The sequence below is a fragment of the Micromonospora parastrephiae genome (assembly GCF_016802865.1).
Classification (GTDB): domain Bacteria; phylum Actinomycetota; class Actinomycetes; order Mycobacteriales; family Micromonosporaceae; genus Micromonospora; species Micromonospora parastrephiae.
The window spans coordinates 43,126-59,066 of the sequence record NZ_JAEVHM010000016.1 but is presented as its reverse complement, the minus strand read 5'-3'; the positions used below and the strand labels follow the sequence as shown (position 1 = coordinate 59,066).

At 70.0% G+C, this 15,941-nt stretch carries 18 protein-coding genes and 2 pseudogenes; 9 read left to right on the top strand and 11 right to left on the bottom strand.

All coding sequences use genetic code 11. The features are described from left to right. The 4 genes and pseudogenes from JNW91_RS06110 to JNW91_RS06095 form a co-directional block, all read left to right on the top strand. A pseudogene (locus JNW91_RS06110) lies at positions 1 to 497 on the top strand (glycoside hydrolase family 3 protein); the annotation flags it as partial. A 62-nt stretch (positions 498 to 559) separates the two neighbouring features. Further along, positions 560 to 1,042, top strand: coding sequence for a hypothetical protein (locus JNW91_RS06105; protein WP_238424445.1), 483 nt, complete (start codon positions 560 to 562; stop codon positions 1,040 to 1,042). Between the two features lie 121 nt (positions 1,043 to 1,163). Further along, positions 1,164 to 1,532: a hypothetical protein gene (locus tag JNW91_RS06100; protein WP_238424444.1), complete on the top strand. Its 369-nt coding sequence runs from the start codon at positions 1,164 to 1,166 to the stop codon at positions 1,530 to 1,532. Beyond that, positions 1,495 to 2,193 (top strand): TetR family transcriptional regulator, encoded by a 699-nt coding sequence (locus JNW91_RS06095; protein WP_203173939.1) that lies wholly within the window; start codon positions 1,495 to 1,497, stop codon positions 2,191 to 2,193. Before JNW91_RS06100 ends, JNW91_RS06095 begins: the two co-directional genes overlap by 38 nt. A 223-nt stretch (positions 2,194 to 2,416) precedes the next feature. Here the strand turns inward: JNW91_RS06095 and JNW91_RS06090 are convergent, their stop codons facing one another. Then, positions 2,417 to 3,079: a GNAT family N-acetyltransferase gene (locus JNW91_RS06090; protein WP_203173938.1), complete on the bottom strand. Its 663-nt coding sequence runs from the start codon at positions 3,077 to 3,079 to the stop codon at positions 2,417 to 2,419. 130 nt (positions 3,080 to 3,209) lie between these two features. On the opposite strand from JNW91_RS06090, the gene JNW91_RS06085 reads away from it, so the two are divergent. Both JNW91_RS06085 and JNW91_RS06080 read left to right on the top strand, forming a co-directional pair. Then, positions 3,210 to 3,437, top strand: a complete 228-nt coding sequence (locus tag JNW91_RS06085; RefSeq protein ID WP_238424443.1) for a DNA repair protein — start codon at positions 3,210 to 3,212, stop codon at positions 3,435 to 3,437. Between the two features lie 114 nt (positions 3,438 to 3,551). Further along, positions 3,552 to 4,070: a hypothetical protein gene (locus JNW91_RS06080; protein WP_203173937.1), complete on the top strand. Its 519-nt coding sequence runs from the start codon at positions 3,552 to 3,554 to the stop codon at positions 4,068 to 4,070. A 10-nt stretch (positions 4,071 to 4,080) separates the two neighbouring features. On the opposite strand, the gene JNW91_RS06075 is transcribed toward JNW91_RS06080, so the two are convergent. Then, a complete protein-coding gene (locus JNW91_RS06075) occupies positions 4,081 to 4,812 on the bottom strand; it encodes a Clp protease N-terminal domain-containing protein (protein ID WP_203173936.1) in 732 nt (243 codons plus the stop codon). A gap of 100 nt (positions 4,813 to 4,912) precedes the next feature. Then, positions 4,913 to 5,929, bottom strand: a complete 1,017-nt coding sequence (locus tag JNW91_RS06070; RefSeq protein WP_203173935.1) for a glycosyltransferase — start codon at positions 5,927 to 5,929, stop codon at positions 4,913 to 4,915. A 123-nt stretch (positions 5,930 to 6,052) separates the two neighbouring features. Here JNW91_RS06070 and JNW91_RS06065 point away from each other — a divergent pair. Next, positions 6,053 to 6,879: pseudogene (locus JNW91_RS06065) on the top strand (DUF72 domain-containing protein). An 18-nt stretch (positions 6,880 to 6,897) separates the two neighbouring features. On the opposite strand, the gene JNW91_RS06060 reads toward JNW91_RS06065, so the two are convergent. Genes JNW91_RS06060 through JNW91_RS06050 form a run of 3 tightly spaced genes read right to left on the bottom strand, consistent with a single transcriptional unit; the run spans position 6,898 to position 10,180 of the window. Next, entirely contained in the window at positions 6,898 to 9,279 is a 2,382-nt protein-coding gene (locus tag JNW91_RS06060; protein ID WP_203173933.1) for an ATP-binding cassette domain-containing protein, read from the bottom strand. A 35-nt stretch (positions 9,280 to 9,314) separates the two neighbouring features. After that, positions 9,315 to 9,725, bottom strand: coding sequence for a VOC family protein (locus JNW91_RS06055; RefSeq protein ID WP_203173932.1), 411 nt, complete (start codon positions 9,723 to 9,725; stop codon positions 9,315 to 9,317). A gap of 5 nt (positions 9,726 to 9,730) precedes the next feature. Further along, positions 9,731 to 10,180, bottom strand: coding sequence for a helix-turn-helix transcriptional regulator (locus JNW91_RS06050; protein ID WP_203173931.1), 450 nt, complete (start codon positions 10,178 to 10,180; stop codon positions 9,731 to 9,733). A 116-nt stretch (positions 10,181 to 10,296) separates the two neighbouring features. Here JNW91_RS06050 and JNW91_RS06045 point away from each other — a divergent pair, with 116 nt between their 5' ends. Next, the gene (locus JNW91_RS06045; RefSeq protein WP_203173930.1) at positions 10,297 to 11,316 is read left to right on the top strand and encodes an aldo/keto reductase; all 1,020 of its coding nucleotides are present in this window, start codon (positions 10,297 to 10,299) and stop codon (positions 11,314 to 11,316) included. Between the two features lie 12 nt (positions 11,317 to 11,328). On the opposite strand, the gene JNW91_RS06040 is transcribed toward JNW91_RS06045, so the two are convergent. Together JNW91_RS06040 and JNW91_RS33100 are read right to left on the bottom strand one after the other, a co-directional pair. Then, entirely contained in the window at positions 11,329 to 11,898 is a 570-nt protein-coding gene (locus JNW91_RS06040) for a kinase (RefSeq protein WP_203173929.1), read from the bottom strand. Next, complete coding sequence (locus JNW91_RS33100; protein WP_255545009.1) at positions 11,888 to 12,016, bottom strand: hypothetical protein; 129 nt, start codon at positions 12,014 to 12,016, stop codon at positions 11,888 to 11,890. Before JNW91_RS33100 ends, JNW91_RS06040 begins: the two co-directional genes overlap by 11 nt. A 117-nt stretch (positions 12,017 to 12,133) precedes the next feature. Here JNW91_RS33100 and JNW91_RS06035 point away from each other — a divergent pair, with 117 nt between their 5' ends. Then, positions 12,134 to 12,889: a hypothetical protein gene (locus JNW91_RS06035; RefSeq protein WP_238424442.1), complete on the top strand. Its 756-nt coding sequence runs from the start codon at positions 12,134 to 12,136 to the stop codon at positions 12,887 to 12,889. A gap of 598 nt (positions 12,890 to 13,487) precedes the next feature. Here JNW91_RS06035 and JNW91_RS06030 read toward each other — a convergent pair. The 3 genes from JNW91_RS06030 to JNW91_RS06020 are packed head-to-tail and all read right to left on the bottom strand — an operon-like array spanning position 13,488 to position 15,717. Beyond that, on the bottom strand, positions 13,488 to 14,102 hold the full coding sequence (locus JNW91_RS06030; RefSeq protein WP_203173928.1) for a restriction endonuclease subunit S: 615 nt from the start codon (positions 14,100 to 14,102) through the stop codon (positions 13,488 to 13,490). Next, positions 14,099 to 15,499 carry an N-6 DNA methylase gene (locus tag JNW91_RS06025; protein ID WP_203173927.1) on the bottom strand — a complete coding sequence of 467 codons (1,401 nt, stop codon included), beginning with the start codon at positions 15,497 to 15,499 and terminating at the stop codon, positions 14,099 to 14,101. Before JNW91_RS06025 ends, JNW91_RS06030 begins: the two co-directional genes overlap by 4 nt. After that, the gene (locus tag JNW91_RS06020; RefSeq protein ID WP_203173926.1) at positions 15,496 to 15,717 is read right to left on the bottom strand and encodes a hypothetical protein; all 222 of its coding nucleotides are present in this window, start codon (positions 15,715 to 15,717) and stop codon (positions 15,496 to 15,498) included. The genes JNW91_RS06025 and JNW91_RS06020 overlap by 4 nt, the downstream gene beginning before the upstream one ends. Positions 15,718 to 15,941: the final 224 nt, after the last annotated feature.

Sequence of the window (15,941 nt, the reverse complement as noted above, 5' to 3'; positions counted from 1 at the left end):
CGCCGGCCGCGCCGCCGCGCTCGCCCGCCTGGACCCGGACCGCCGGCGCCGCACCGGCCACCACAGACACCGACCTGGGGTACGCGGCCGCGCGCCGGGCGGTCCGGGTGGACGGGGTGCTCACCGGCCTGGAGGACCCTCTCGTGGTGCAACTGCACACCGAATCCACCATCGCCGAGGGGCGGGTGCCGTGGGGCCTCGGTCCGCACCTGGACGGGGCCCAGGAGATCCGGGTGGTCGCCGCCGAGACCGATCGGGCGACGCTGCGCGGGCTCGCCGGTGATCGGCCGATCGTGCTGGTCGGGCGGCACCTGCACCGCCTGCCGGGCGGGCCGGAGCTGATCTCCGGCCTGGCCGCCGAGCATCCGGTGACCGTGGTGGAGATGGGGTGGCCGGCGCAGTGGCGCCCGGACGGCGTGCGCGCGTTCGTCACCACGTACGGCGCGAGCCACGCCAACGGTCGGGCGGCGGCGGAGGTGCTCGGTCTCGCCGGCTGAACCGCCCACCGTTCCGCTCTTGAACATGTTCAAGACCTGCCCTACGCTGACGCCAACGGTAGTTGAACGCGTTCAAGAAGGGCGTCCGCATGGACATCAAGGTCTGGATGTACGTGATCTACCTCGCGGTCAGCGTCGGCCTGACCATCTGGGTGGCCCGGGCGCTGGCCCGCAACGGGCAGGTCTTCCTGGAGGAGGTGTTCGCCGAGGAACGACTGGCCCGGGCGGTGAACAGCCTCCTGGTGGTCGGCTTCTACCTGCTCAACCTCGGCTATGTCACGGTGGCGATGAAGCACCCCGACCCGGTGCTCTCGACCAGTCAGGCGATGGAGGAGCTGTCCCTCAAGATCGGCCTCGTGCTGCTGGTGCTCGGCGCTCTGCACTTCTTCAACGTCTTCGCGCTGGGCCGCTACCGCCGCAACCGGCTCCGCCAGTTCGCCACCCACCCGCCCGTCGCACCGGTCGGCCGACTCCCCATGCCGTCCGCCCCGCACGGCGCGCAGCCGGTCGGGGCACACCCACCGACCACCCCGCCGCCCCGATGACCCGGCCACCGACCGACGGCGGCGGCCGGCTCCCGGATCCCACCGCTCACGGGGGCGGTGGGATCCGGGGGTTCACGGTCCTGTTCGACGCGACCTGCCCGATCTGCCGTGCGGCCCGCCGGTGGCTGGCATCGCGCGCCCAACTCGTACCCCTGGATTTCGTGCCGGCCGGGTCGTCGAGGCCCGGCGGCGTTTCCCCGGCCTGGACCACGACGCGACGCTGCGCGACCTCACCGTGGTCGCCGACACCGGCGAGGTGTACGCGGGCGACGGCGCCTGGTTCGCCTGCCTCTGGGCGCTGGCCGACCATCGCTCCACCGCCGAGCGGTTGGCCCGACCCCACCTGATGCCGCTGGCCCGGCAGGTGGTGGCCGCCGCCTCGGCGATACGGGAGCGGGTCCGCGACCCACGGGCCGAGCCGACCGACGAATCGGCGGGATACGGTGACCCCGATGACCGAGCAGCCTGCGCCGACGACCACTGCGGGTGATCCTGCCACCGCCCGGGGCGAGCAGACCCGGCAGCTGATCCGGGACACCGCGATGCGGCTGTTCCGCGAGCGCGGTTACGCCCAGACCACCATGCGGGCCATCGCGCAGGAGGCCGGCGTGGCGGTCGGCAACGCCTACTACTACTTCGGCTCCAAGGACCACCTGATCCAGGAGTTCTACGCCCAGTCCCAGGTCGAGCACCGGGCCGCCGCCCAGCCCGTGCTCGATCGGGAGGAGTCGTTCGGCGCCCGGCTGGCCGGGGTGCTGCACGCGGGGATCGACGTGCTGACGCCGTCGCACGAGTTCGCGGCCACCTTCTTCAAGACGGCTGCGGAGCCGACCTCCCCACTCAGCCCCTTCTCCGCGGAGTCGTCCGGGCCCCGGGAGGCGGCCATCGACCTCTTCGCCGAGGTGCTGACGGGCTCGACCGCCAAGGTCGACGCCGACCTGCGTCCGCAGTTGCCCGAGCTGCTCTGGCTGGCGTACATGGGCGTGGTCCTCTACTGGGTGCACGACAGGTCGCCCGGGCAGACCAAGACCCGGCAGTTGATCGACGGCGTCGTCCCGCTGATCGACCGGCTCACGGCGCTGTCCCGGCTCCGGGTCCTACGCCCCGTGACCCGACAGGTGCTCGACCTGATCCGCACGCTACGTCACTGACGGGTCTGCACTCCCCGCCCGACCGACATGCAGGTCAAGTCCACTATTCGACACTCCGAACCGACAGCTCGCACCTTGCACCGAGCTTGCTCGATACGTAGCGTGATCGGCACGAACCGGCCCGCCCACGCGTGGACGGTCGCCCGAAACCGGGACCTGGGGGGAGGTCGCGGACCGTGGATCCGGCCCGGGATCCACGGTCCGCGCCCGACGCGGTCAAGCGTCAGCGCGGATAGACCCCGTACGCGCGCCAGCCCCGGTCCGGAAAACCCGCCGCGTCGGCGACCCGGGCGGAGGCGAGATTGTCCCGCTCATGCAGATAGGTGGGCACCGCGCCCTCGTCGAGCACCCGCCGCGCCGCCTGCGCCACCAGCCGACGGGCGAGGCCGCGACCCCGGGCGGCGGGCACGGTGCCGACGGCCAACTCCTGCCCGTACGCGTCGTGCCGCTTCATCCCGGCCCCGGCCAGGTAGTTGCCGTTAGCATCGCGGACCACCAGCACCGGCCGGTCGAACAGTCGCAACCAGGGTGGCAGCCCGGGGGCGGTGGACTCGGTCCACTCCCCCACGTCGGGTAGCGGCGCGGGAGCCACGCTCCACCGGAACGGGCCGTCGTGCACGCACCACTGGGGCAGACCGACCGCCTCCGGCAGCGCGGCAACCAGCCGGCCCGGTACGCCGCGGGCCAGCGCGCGGACCGCGGCCACCCGGTCCGGCGCCACGGAGAGCACGGCGCTGCGACCGGTGTCCACGGCGAGCGCCGGACGCAGTCGACCGTCCCAGGCCGGCTTGGCCCGCCGGTGCGAGCCGACCACGTGCAGACCCGGCCCGGCCGGCCACTGCCCGAGCCAGGCGGCCAGGTGCAGCTGGAGCCGTCGGTCGAGCATGCGTACCTCCCCGTCACCCGGCCCGTCGTGGATCACCGTACGCCGGGCGGGCCGGTCGGGCGGACGATCCCCAGGGCCGGAGGACCGAGCACCTAGGTGCACCTATCGACCGTCATAGGTATTTCCATACATGGACACCTTTGTTTGGGACGGTATGGTCATGCCGATTCAGCCGAACGACCGCCACCAGCAGGACCCCGAGCGCCTCTGGGCGGCAGCGGAGGCAGTCGAACGCCTCCCGGCCCAACCACGCCATCGGGGGCCGCGGGCGACAGGCGATGCCAACGGCATGTCGTGGGCCGCGCTGAACAAACTGCGCGTCGGCAGCTCCAGTCGGCACGGCCTGAACACGCACTGACTCTGAGTTCGCGCCGGACGACACACCGGAGGAGGTCCAGCGGCGGCTTTCGCACACCTGTCGGGTAATTTCTTGTGGTCCCGCATCCGGCCTACGACAGGAGAAGCTCCGCGCATGGGCAAGAAGACGATCCACGTCTCCGACTTCACCGGCACCGTTCTCCAGCAGGACGACGAGGCGGTGCGCGTCGTCGTCCTGGAGCACCCGGACCTGGTCGCCGGGCCCGTGCAGTTGGACGCCACCCCGGCCGAGGTGGAGAACATCGACGACGCCGCCCTGGACGTCGCCGTGGTCGAGATCCACGACCGGCACGGCGGCGGCGAGCCCCGGCGGGTGGTGCTGACCGCCAGCGAGTTCGACGCGATGGCCACCGACGTGCCGATGGCGCAGTTGCTGAAGACCGCCGAGCGGGTCCGCCCGCCCAAGGCCCGCAAGAGCGCGGAGAAAATCGACTACGGCACGCTGGAGCACGCCGGCAAGCCGCACCGGGGCCGGGTCACCGAGGAGGAGGCCCGACTGGTGCGCGAGCAGCTCGACGAGGTCAACAAGCGCCTCGCCGACGCGGGCGTGCGCCAGATCGACCCGGCCGATCCGGAGCACGCCCTGCGCTACGGCTTCCCCGAGGCGCCCTGACCTCGGGCGGTCACTTCTGCCCGACGACGGCGGCGAGGACGGCACTCAGGTCGGCCTCGACCGCCGCCTTCTCCAGACCGAGGTCGTTCAGCACGCCGGTGCCGTCCTCCTGCTCCAGCAGGGCGAGCAGGATGTGCTCCGTGCCGATGTAGTTGTGCCCGAGGCGCAGCGCCTCCCGGAAGGTCAGCTCCAGCGCCTTCTTGCCGCGGGCGTCGTACGGGATGAGGTCCGGGACCTGGTCGGCCGGCGGCGGGAGGGCCGCGCCGACCGCCTCCCGCACGGCCTCCGGCGTTGCGCCGCGACCGGCCATCACCTTGGCGGCCAGCCCTTCCGGCTCGGCCAGCAGGCCCAGCACCAGGTGCTCCGGGCCGATCTCGGCGTGACCGGTGGCGCGAGCCTCCTCCTGCGAGGCCATCACCACGTTGCGGGCCCGGAGGGTGAACCGGCCGAAGCCGGCGCTCGGGTCGAGCGCTCCGGCGTCGGTGGACGCCTTCGCCACGAAGCGCTTCTGCGCGGCCTGCTTGCTGACCCCCATGCTGCGGCCGATGTCGGTCCAGGAGGCGCCCGAGCGCCGCGCCTGGTCGACGAAGTGCCCGATCAGGTGGTCCGCGACCTCGCCGAGGTGGTCGGCGACGAGGACGGCGTCGGTGAGCTGGTCGAGCGCGTCGGTGTGCAGCTTCTTGATCGACTGAATGAGGTCGTCGAGCTTCAGTGCGTTACTTGCCGGGACAGATTCGGTCATGCGTCAACCATAAGTTGACGCCATCACTGCGTCAACCTCAAGTTGACGATTGCTCGCTGACTGATCACTTGACGCCGACACTGCTGTCGAGGACTGAGGTTCAAGCGGTCTCGGCGTACTCCGGTAGCCGGCGGACGACGGTGGCCGGCGAGGGCATGCGGGCGATCTCCTCGGCGAGCGCACGGGCGGCGTCGCGCTGCTCGCCCGTGCCGTGCTGCGGCAGCAGCCTGCGGGTCTGCTCGGCGATGGCGTCCGCGTTCACCTCGCCGGGAAGAAGGCGCAGCGCGGCACCCGCGACGCTGACCGCGTCGGCATTGGCGAACTGGTCGGCGCCCTGCGGCAACAACAGCTGCGGTACGCCGGCCGCGAGAGCGCCGAGGGTGGTGCCGCTGCCGCCGTGATGCACGACGGCGTCGACGTACGGCAGCAGTTCCGCCTGCGGCACCCAGGGCTGCACGGTCACGTTCTCGGGGATCCCGCCAAGCTCCTGCGGCGGCACCCGACCGGCGGCAACCACCACCCGCGCGTCCAGCGTCGTCAGCCCTGCGATGGCCGTGCGCAACAGCTCCGGCGTGCCGAACGCCGTACCGAGGGTCAGGTAGATCAGCGGCCGTGACGTACGGCGGCCGAGCAGGGCGGGCAGCGCGCCGGGCGGCGAGAACGGCACCGGCCGCAGCTCGATCCGCCGTTCCGTGTCGAGGAAGTCCCTGTCCTGCAACGAGGGCGGGCAGATGTCGACGTGCCGGCGACCAGCGACCTCGGGATTCCCTGTCGGCAGTTCCAGTCCGATGCCGTCGGGGTACATCCGGCCGAAGCCGTGCCAAATGCCGGGAATGCCGGCCCGCTCGGCGGCGACGGCCGCGCCGGGCAGCCCCCATTCGTGCACCACAAGGTCGGGGCGCAGCCGCGCCAGCTCGGGTTCGAGATCCTCGGCGTACACCTCGTAGAAGGCGTCGCCGGGGCGGAACGGCCGCAGGCCGTTCGCGGCCAGCGGCGGGTGCACCGCCGTACCCGCGGCGAAGTGCACCTCGTGACCGGCGTCCCGGGCGGCGACCGCCAGCGGGATCAGCGGGTAGGTGTGCCCGACGGACGCAAGGCTGGCGAACAGCAGACGCATGGCGTCGGACCCTACCTGCCGCACCGTCGGTCCGGTCACGCCCGACGCGCGTATACCGTGGGCTCCGGCCAGTCGCGGTTCACCGGAGGGAGGGCGGTCGTGCGGCTTTCCGTGGGATGCGCGATGTGGACCCACCGGGCGTGGCAGGGTCGGCTGCTGGCGCATCCGCTCGCGCGCAGGAGCGTCTGCGGCACTACGCGGGCTGGTGCGACGCCGTCGAGGGAAATACGACGTTCTACGCGACGCCGAGCCGGGAGACCGTGGCGTCGTGGGCCGCGCAGACCGACCCGGGTTTCCGCTTCGTCCTCAAGCTTCCCAGGGTCGTCACGCACGAACACCGGCTCACCGACACCGGTGAGCCGCTGCGCGCCTTCCTGGACGCGATCGAGCCGCTCGGTCCGCGTACCCATGCTCTGTGGATCCAGTTGCCCGGCTCGTTCTCCCCCGCCGACGTGCCGACCCTGGGTCGTTTCCTGGGCCACCTCCCCCGTTCCCACCGGTACGCCGTGGAGGTCCGCCATCCGGCGTTCTTCACCGACGCCCGCGCGACCCGGCTTCTCGAACAGACCCTCGCCGGCGTGGACGCCGAGTGGGTCCCGTTCGACACCACCGCGTTCTTCGCCACCCCTCCGAGCAGCGACGCGGAGCGGGACGCCTGGACCAAGAAGCCGCGCGTACCGCTGCGGTCGGTGGCGCTGACCGACCGGCCGATCGTCCGCTACCTCGGCCGCGACGACACCGCCCGGACCGTCGAGGGATGGCAGCACTGGATCGAGGTCACCGCCGACTGGCTGCGTGCGGGACGCTCGCCGACGGTGTTCGTCCACACCCCGGACAACGCCGACGCGCCGGTGCTCGCCCGCCGCTTCCACGACGAGGTACGGGCGCGGGTGCCCGGCCTCGACGCGCTGCCCGAGCCGATTCCGGTCGAGCCACTGACCCTCTTCTGACGCCGCCGGGCGGCCGGGTCAGGCGCCGACGTACGCCGCCAGGTGCTCGCCGGTGAGGGTGGAGCGGGCGGCGACGAGGTCGGCGGGGGTGCCCTCGAAGACGATCCGGCCACCGTCGTGCCCGGCACCGGGGCCGAGGTCGATGATCCAGTCCGCGTGCGCCATGACCGCCTGGTGGTGCTCGACGACGATGACCGACTTGCCCGAGTCGACGAGCCGGTCCAGCAGACCGAGCAGTTGCTCGACATCGGCGAGGTGCAGGCCGGTGGTCGGCTCGTCGAGGACGTAGACGCCGCCCTTTTCGGCCATGTGGGTGGCCAGCTTGAGCCGCTGGCGCTCGCCGCCGGACAGCGTCGTGAGCGGCTGACCGAGGCTGAGGTAGCCGAGCCCGACGTCGGCGAGACGGTTGAGAATGGCGTGCGCGGCCGGCGTACGCGCGTCGCCCGCGCCGAAGAACGTCTCGGCCTCCGACACCGGCATCGCGAGCACCTCGCTGATGTCGCGACCGCCGAGGTGGTATTCCAGCACCGACGCCTGGAACCGCTTGCCCTCGCAGTCCTCGCAGGTGGTGGCGACGCCGGCCATCATGGCCAGGTCGGTGTAGATGACGCCGGCACCGTTGCAGGTCGGGCAGGCGCCCTCGGAGTTGGCGCTGAACAACGCCGGTTTCACGCCGTTGGCCTTGGCGAACGCCTTGCGGATCGGGTCGAGCAGGCCGGTGTACGTGGCCGGGTTGCTCCGCCGCGAGCCGCGGATCGCGCCCTGGTCGATCGACACCACACCCGCGCCGGCCGGGATCGAGCCGTGGATCAGTGAACTCTTGCCGGACCCCGCCACGCCGGTGACGACGCAGAGCACCCCCAGCGGAACATCGACGTCGACGTCACGGAGATTGTGGGAGGTGGCGCCGCGGATCTCCAGCGACCCGGTGCGGGTGCGCACCGTCGGCTTGAGCGACGCCCGGTCGTCGAGGTGCCGACCGGTGATGGTGCCGCTGCTCCGCAGGCCGTCCACGGTGCCCTCGTAGCAGACGGTGCCGCCCGCCGTGCCGGCGCCGGGGCCGAGGTCGACGATGTGGTCGGCGATGGCGATCGCCTCCGGCTTGTGCTCCACGACCAGCACGGTGTTGCCCTTGTCCCGCAACTGCAACAGCAGCTCGTTCATCCGCTGGATGTCGTGCGGGTGCAGGCCGATCGTCGGCTCGTCGAAGACGTAGGTGACGTCCGTGAGCGACGACCCGAGATGGCGGATCATCTTGGTGCGCTGCGCCTCACCGCCGGACAGCGTGCCCGACGGCCGGTCGAGCGAGAGGTAGCCCAGCCCGATCTCCTCGAACGAGTCGAGGAGGTGTTGCAGCCCCGTGAGCAGCGGGGCCACCGACGGCTCGTCGAGGCCGCGTACCCAGGCGGCGAGGTCGCTGATCTGCATCGCGCAGACGTCGGCGATGTTCTTTCCCTTGATCTTCGACGACAGGGCTGCCTGGCTGAGCCGGGTGCCGCCACACTCGGGGCAGGTCGTGAACGTCACCGCCCGCTCCACGAAGGCGCGGATGTGTGGCTGCAACACGTCCACGTCCTTGGACAGGAACGACTTCTGGATCGAGGGGATCAGGCCGGCGTACGTCAGGTTGATCCCATCGACCTTGATCTTGGTCGGTTCCCTGTGCAGCAGGTCGTCCAGCTCCCGCTTGGTGTACTTGGCGATCGGCTTGTCCGGGTCGAAGTAGCCGCAGCCGCGGAAGATGCGGCCGTACCAGCCCTCCATGCTGTAGCCGGGGATCGTGATCGCGCCCTCGTTGAGCGACAGGGTGTCGTCGTACAGCGCGGACCTGTCGATGTCGGTGACCGAACCCATGCCCTCGCAGCGCGGACACATCCCGCCGAGGCGGGTGAAGGTCGCCTTCTCGGTCTTCGTCCTGCCCGCGCCACGCTCGACGGTGATCGCGCCGCTGGCCTTCACCGAGGGGACGTTGAAGGAGTACGCGTTGGGCGAGCCGATGTGCGGACGCCCGAGCCGACTGAAGAGGATGCGCAGCATCGCGTTCGCGTCGGTGGCGGTGCCGACCGTCGAACGGGAGTTCGCGCCCATCCGCTCCTGGTCCACGATGATCGCCGTCGTCAGGCCGTCCAGCAGGTCGACGTCCGGCCGCGCCAACGTCGGCATGAAACCCTGCACGAACGAGCTGTACGTCTCGTTGATCATCCGCTGCGACTCGGCGGCGATGGTGCCGAACACCAGCGAGCTCTTGCCGGAGCCGGAGACGCCCGTGAACACCGTCAGGCGGCGCTTCGGGATCTCGACGCTGACGTCTTTGAGGTTGTTGACCCGTGCGCCCTGCACCCGGATGAGGTCGTGACTGTCGGCTGCGTGCGGCGCGGACGACCGCGTGGCCCTGTTCATCGTGCCTCCACCTGTCGCCCGGCCCCGCCGACCGCTCAATGCTTCTCCTGAATGCGGATCATGTTGCCAGCGGGGTCGCGGAAGGCGCAGTCCCGGACGCCGTACGGCTGGTCGGTCGGCTCCTGGACGACCTCGGCGCCGCTGCCCTCCAACTTTCCGAACGTCTCGTCCAGGTCGGCGGTGGCCAGGTTGACACCGAAGTAGCTGCCCTTGGCCATCATCTCCACGATGGTGCGGCGCTCGTCGTCGGTGAGACCGGGGTTGGCGGTCGGCGGGTGCAGGACGATCGACGTGTCGGGCTGACCGGCGGGGCCGACCGTGATCCAGCGCATCCCCTGGTATCCGACGTCGTTGCGGATCTCGAAGCCGAGGACGTCGCGGTAGAAGGCCAGGGAGGCGTCCGGGTCGGTGTGCGGGAGGAAGCTGGAGTGAATGCTGATGTCCATGACAGTCAGGCTAGGTGCGGTCCGAGGTGCGCGGCTTCTCGATTCCTGATCGGTCTGGTCACCTGCTTCGCCACGCAGGACGGCATCCCGGCCGTCGCGCGCACCGCCTCTCGTCGGTAGACGCTGGGCGGAACACCCACCAGCTCGGTGAAGCGGGTGCTGAAGGTGCCCAGGGACGAACAGCCGACCGCGAAACAGACGTCGGTGACGCTGAGGTCACCTCGGCGCAGCAAGGCCATCGCGCGCTCGATGCGTCGCGTCATCAGGTAGCTGTACGGGGACTCTCCGTACGCCTGCCGGAACGCCCGGCTGAGGTGCCCGGACGACATGTGCACACCGTGGGCGAGCGCCTCCACGTCCAGCGGCTGCGCGTACTCCCGGTCGATCCGATCCCGGACGCGACGCAGCCGAGCGAGATCGCGCAGGCGCTGCTCCTCGGCAGGTGTGCTGGTCACAGCCGAAATCGTGCCACATCGCGGGTGTCGATTGGCAATCGGAACAGCGTTCCGTATAGTTGTTAACGGAACGACGATCCGCTTGCCTGAAACGTACCCCGCTCTGGAGGACCGTCATGCAGTACCGCAGCTTGGGCCGCACCGGCGTGCAGGTCAGCACCCTCGCGCTCGGCGCCATGAACTTCGGCAGCCTGGGGCGCACCACCCAGGACGAGGCCACCGCCATCGTGGGCGCCGCCCTGGACGCCGGGATCAACCTCATCGACACCGCCGACATGTACAGCCAGGGCGAGTCGGAGGAGATGGTCGGCAAGGCCATCGCCGGCCGCCGCGACGACATCGTGCTCGCCACGAAGGCCGGTATGCCGATGGGCGACGAGCGCAACCATCAGGGCAGCTCGCGGCGCTGGCTCGTCACCGAGCTGGACAGCAGCCTCCGCCGCCTCGGCGTCGACCACGTCGACCTCTACCAGATCCACCGGTGGGACCCGCGCACCAGCGACGAGGAGACGCTGTCGGCCCTGACCGACCTTCAGCGCGCGGGGAAGATCCGCTACTTCGGCTCGTCGACGTTCCCCGCCTACCGCATCGTGCAGGCCGAGTGGGCCGCCCGGGAACACCACCTCGGCCGTTACGTCACCGAGCAGCCCAGCTACTCGATCCTGCAACGCGGAGTCGAGACGCACGTCCTGCCCGTCACCGAGCAGTACGGGCTCGGCGTGCTGGCATGGAGCCCGCTGGCCTCGGGTTGGCTGTCGGGCGCGATCCGTGCGGGCCGGGAGATCACCACCAGCCGCTCGGCGATCCTGCCGCAACGCTTCGACACCACCATCCCGGCCAACCGGGCCCGGCTCGACGCCGTCGAGCAGCTGGCCGCGGTCGCCGAGGAGGCCGGCCTGACCATGATCCAGCTCGCGCTCGGTTTCGTCACCGCGCACCCCGCCGTGACCAGCGCGATCATCGGCCCCCGCACCACGGACCACCTGCGCTCCCAGCTTGACGCAGCGGACACCGCGCTCTCCGCCGACGTGCTCGACGCGATCGACGCGATCGTCGCTCCGGGCGTCGACCTCGCCGCCCACGAGAAGTTCGACACCCCGCCCGCCCTGCTCGACCCGGCACGTCGACGCCGCTGAGGCGCCGCCTACTCAGGGGACGTTCGGGAGGACGTCGTCCACGCGGCCGGTCTGGGGTAGTCCGGCGGCCGCGGCGATGGCCTCGACGGCCTGCACCAGCGTGGTGCTTTCCGGCAGGACGAGTTCGTCGGGCCAGCCCAGGACGTCGTGGGCCGAATAGATCCCACTCATGTACTCGGCGGTGAACTCGTTGACCTGAGGGCGCGTGAGGTGCCGGCGCAGGGTCTCGGGCAGGGACACGTCGAGGTAGCAGAACAGCGACCGCCCACGATGGTCGTCCCGCAGGCCCGTCAACAGCGTCCGGTAGAGGCTGGTGTGCAGGATGCCCTCCAGCACCACGTGGTAGCCGTGGTCCAGCGCGAACCGGACGGTCTGCCCGATCAACGCCGGCGCCGCGCCGCCGGGCCTGTCCCGCTCGCGCAGCACGATGCGACGCAGGTAGTCCTGTTCGACCAGCGCGCACCCCCGGCCGTGCCGGCGCCGCAACTCCCGGCCGATGCTGCTCTTGCCCGAGCCCGAGTTACCCCGGACGCAGACCAGGACCGTGTCCGGGCTGCCGGTAGGGCCGGCGTCAGCGGCCATGGCCTTCCTTCACCTCGGTGGGCAACCACCGGAGTGCCGCGTCGGCGGTGTCCTCGGGGCTGTTGTTGAAGGCTATCGCCGCGCCGGAAGCATGCTGCCGGACAGGTCCCAGTGCCATGCGTACTCCCGTAGAACGGTCCGCCCGCGGCCAGCACCGTCGATGCTGCCACAGGGGGCAGCAGAATGAGTACGAGCACTCATCCTGCTGCTCCCGCCGGCCGGCATGCTCGACGCCATGGCTCTTCTTCGCCGACTCAGCGTGGTGATGGTGGCGAGCTGTCTGCTGCTGAGCGGATGCGCCGAGTACCGCGACGGCGACTCGATGGCGCGGGACATCGCGGCGGCCGAAGCGGAGCGCCTCGTCGACGACCTTGGTCATCGCAACCGGGTCCGGGACGCCGAGTACATCGCCGCGACCGGTATCCCCAAGGCGGCGCAGGGCGGCAGCTCGCCGGTCCGGATCGAGGCGTTGGCCTGGTCGGGCCGAACCGCGCCCGACGAGCAGGCCATCATCGACGTGCGGATCGCCGTGACGGTGACCGAGGACTACGGGTCCTCCTTCGGCGACCGCGGCCACTCCGCCGGGCAGGCCACGCGGTGCTACCGCTACCGGCTCGCACTCCACCGTGCCACGTCCCGTCAGGAGATCGACTGCCCGGCCGTGGCCACACCCCCGGTGCCCACCGCCGTGCCGATCCCGGCACTGCCCGACGACGCGCGCGACCGGCTCACCGGGGCGCTGCGCACCGCCACACCCGACACGCTCGCGGGCGCGGTGCGGGCGGCGTTTCCCGAGAAGCACGTCACCGTCGACACGGTCACCCACGAGGGTGCCCTCGTCGCCGCGGTGGGCGTACCCGCCGAGCTGGACTGCCTCCTCCTGGTCCGGACTCCCGCCGGGGCCATCGAGTCGCCCGGGTACGACCCCAACTGGCTGGAACCGGGCGAGACGGGGTGCCGGACCGGGCTGTACGTCTCGCCACCGCGTTAGAGACGGCCACACCGACGCCCGCAGCCGGGCAGTGGTTGTGACGCTCCTTTGGAGCTGAACCGTTTGGGACATCGCGCGTCAAGGCGCCACTCGTTGCGATGACGCGGGTCCCGTCCGGTCGTTGCGATGACGCGCGTCGTCCCGTCCGGTGCCAGCGCATCGACACACCGCAGACCGGCACGCGGGTACGGCGGCTGCCGATCACCTGGCCGCCCCGCTCCCGATTCGCTTACGACATCAGCTCCAAAGGCCCGCTGGGTCAACAGCCTGCCCGGGGCACCGGCGGATCGTCGGCGCAGCAGCGGTGCGAACGCGAAACGGCCCGTAACGAGATCTGGGCACCCACCCGTGCGGGTGACTGCCCAGATGTTGCTGGTGCGCCGCCAGGGACTCGAACCCCGAACCCGCGGATTAAGAGCCAGCGCTGATCAATGCTCCCCTGTCCCTGCACGTCACACCAGTGCACGTTCTGCCGGATTCTGCCTGGTTACGCGTCATGGATCACACCCAACGGTCCACCCGAGCTGACCCTGTCCGTGGGCGGCCGAGCACCCCCGGAGCACCCGCATCACACGGTCTCAGGTCCATAGTTCGACGCTCACCGGTTTGCCAGCAGCAGCGGCAATAGAGAGTCGCTTAGCTGCTCCGTGACCTCGACGATTTCCCGGTGTAGTGCGATCTTGTCGTCAAGAGCACTCATGATGTCGCCGATGGTCGTCTGCACGGCGCTGGGCGGAACCAGTACTGGCAAGGTTCGCAGTGTGCTGAGGGTCAGCGATGGGACGGTGGCTGTGGAGGCGTGCCGGGCAATCCAGTCGCGGACCGTCGGATGCCGCAGGTACTGCAGCAGATACCGGGATTCAACCGTCGGTTCGGGACGTAGCCGGAAGCAGGCGGTGCCGACTACCCATCGCTGATGCTCCGGGCCGGCGAGGGCTTGCTTGCCGAGGTCTCCAGTACGCACGCAGATCAGGTCACCGGGGACGAGTCGATATCGATCCAGCCGTGCGGATGCCTCAGCCGTCACCAGCAAAGTGCTGCTATCCGCAATGCGTCCGTGCAGCAAGTGCTTTGGCGCGACGACTTCGATCGGCACGCCATCGGTCTCGACGGGGCGAATCATGCTATTCGACGGGCCAGCCAGCACGTGACACACGTCGGCGAGAGGCATCTCCTGCCAGCCATCGGGCACAGGACCGATCAGCGAGCTCACAGTGAAAGCTCCTTGAGTTGCGCCTCAATGGTCCGGTCGAGGCGGGCAGCTTGTTCGGCAAGCCAGTCGAGGCGCTGGGTGAGTTCGCCTACCTGCCGGGCTCGCGTCCGCAAGTCCGGCGCCTCGTCAATTGGCCTGATGTACGCCCGGGGGTTCAGTCGGTACCCGTCGCTACGAATCTTCTCAAGCGATACTCCGGCGGCGATCCCTGCCACCGCGTCATGTCGGTGTTCGCGCCAGTCCTGATACGTCTCCACGATTTTGTCAATGTCTGCGTCGGCGAGGGTGCGGCGGGCCCGCTGGTAGACGCTGCCCATCCCGGTAGCGTCGATGAACAGCACCTCGCCAGGCCGGCTGGCGGGCGAGCGCTGCAGCAGCCAAAGCGTGACCGGGATGTCGGTGGCGGTGAACATCTGACCCGGCAGCGCGATGACTGCCGACACCACGCCGTCTTCGAGGATCGCGGTCCTGATGCTCCGCTCCTGCGTGTTCTCCGAGAGGCCAGCGCCGTACGGCATTACCACTGCTGCTCGGCCACCAGGGTTGAGCGAGGCGATGATGTACTGCAGCCAGGCGAAGTTGCCGTTGTGTGCCGGTGGCACGCCGTACCGCCACCGTCCAGTGATCTGGCCATCGTCGTTCCAGCTCGACAGGTTGAACGGCGGATTCGCCGTTGCCAGGTCGTACCGGTTCTCCGGCGCCCCGGTGGGCAGACTTTCGGCGACGCCTGGCAGCACCTGCGGCGTTATCCCCCTCAGGCGCAGGTTTAGGTACGCCAACGCGCACGAGCGCGTCGAATAGTCGGAAACCGCCACCGCCAACCGATCGGCGGCGGCGCCCTGCCGAATCAGCCCATCGGCAATCGCGGCTGGAAATCCACCCGCCTTGCAGCAGGGGTCGAGTACCCGGTCACTTGGTGTCGGGGCGAGCAGCCCTGCGGCCAGGTCGGTGATCGCCTTGGGCGTGTGGAACTCCCCAGCGCCTTTGCGGACGGCTGCCCCGCTCACATGGTCAAGTACCGCATTGAAGACCTGCGGGAGTGGGACGTCACCGTCGGGGTCAAGCCGGTCGACCAGCTCGACAAGCGGCGCCAACTGTCGCGCCTCGCCAGCCTTACGCACCGATTCCAGCAGAGGGCGGAGGAGCACCGGATCCTCTCCGTCCGCTGACAAGTCGGCGCGAATCGCCCGCTCGACGTCTGGAGCGCCGTCGGACAGCACCTCCCACGCGGAGCGGCCCCGCAGGTACAGCAGGACGAGCACCACGTCGCCGAACTCGACAACGCTTAGCCTCCCCCGGTATCGGTCGAGGCTGCGCCAGAGCGCCTCATTGATACGCCGGGCCGCCGCGTCATCCGCAGCGGCCGAACGCATGCGCTTGCCCGATACGTCGGTCATGTCTCCCGTCCCTTGCCCTGCTTGTCCTTCGGGCCTTGCTGACGCGAAATGATCCGCAGCCAGAGATTAAGTAGGTCCTTCGACTCTCGAGGCAGTATCCGATGCGTCAGTGCGAGAAGGACGGTACCGACGAACATCCACCACGGCGCATCGGCCAACACCGTGCCGACCGGTGCCATCATGCTGGCCCACATGCCAGGCGACGGCTTAGTGATCATCGGAGTCCGCCGGGCAGCCCGAGGCGACGGCCGCTCGACTCGGCCCCAACCACATGCCCTACAGCCCCGGACTTGACCACATCCAAGAGCACATCCCCTTCCACGAGTAGGTTACTCAACTATAGGCGCGTATGCTTCTGCGCGTCAACGCGCAGGAACATGCGCATCCATCTAGCCGTACTCTCTGGCACCTTCGGCACGATCTCAACCGTCGGCATCATTGG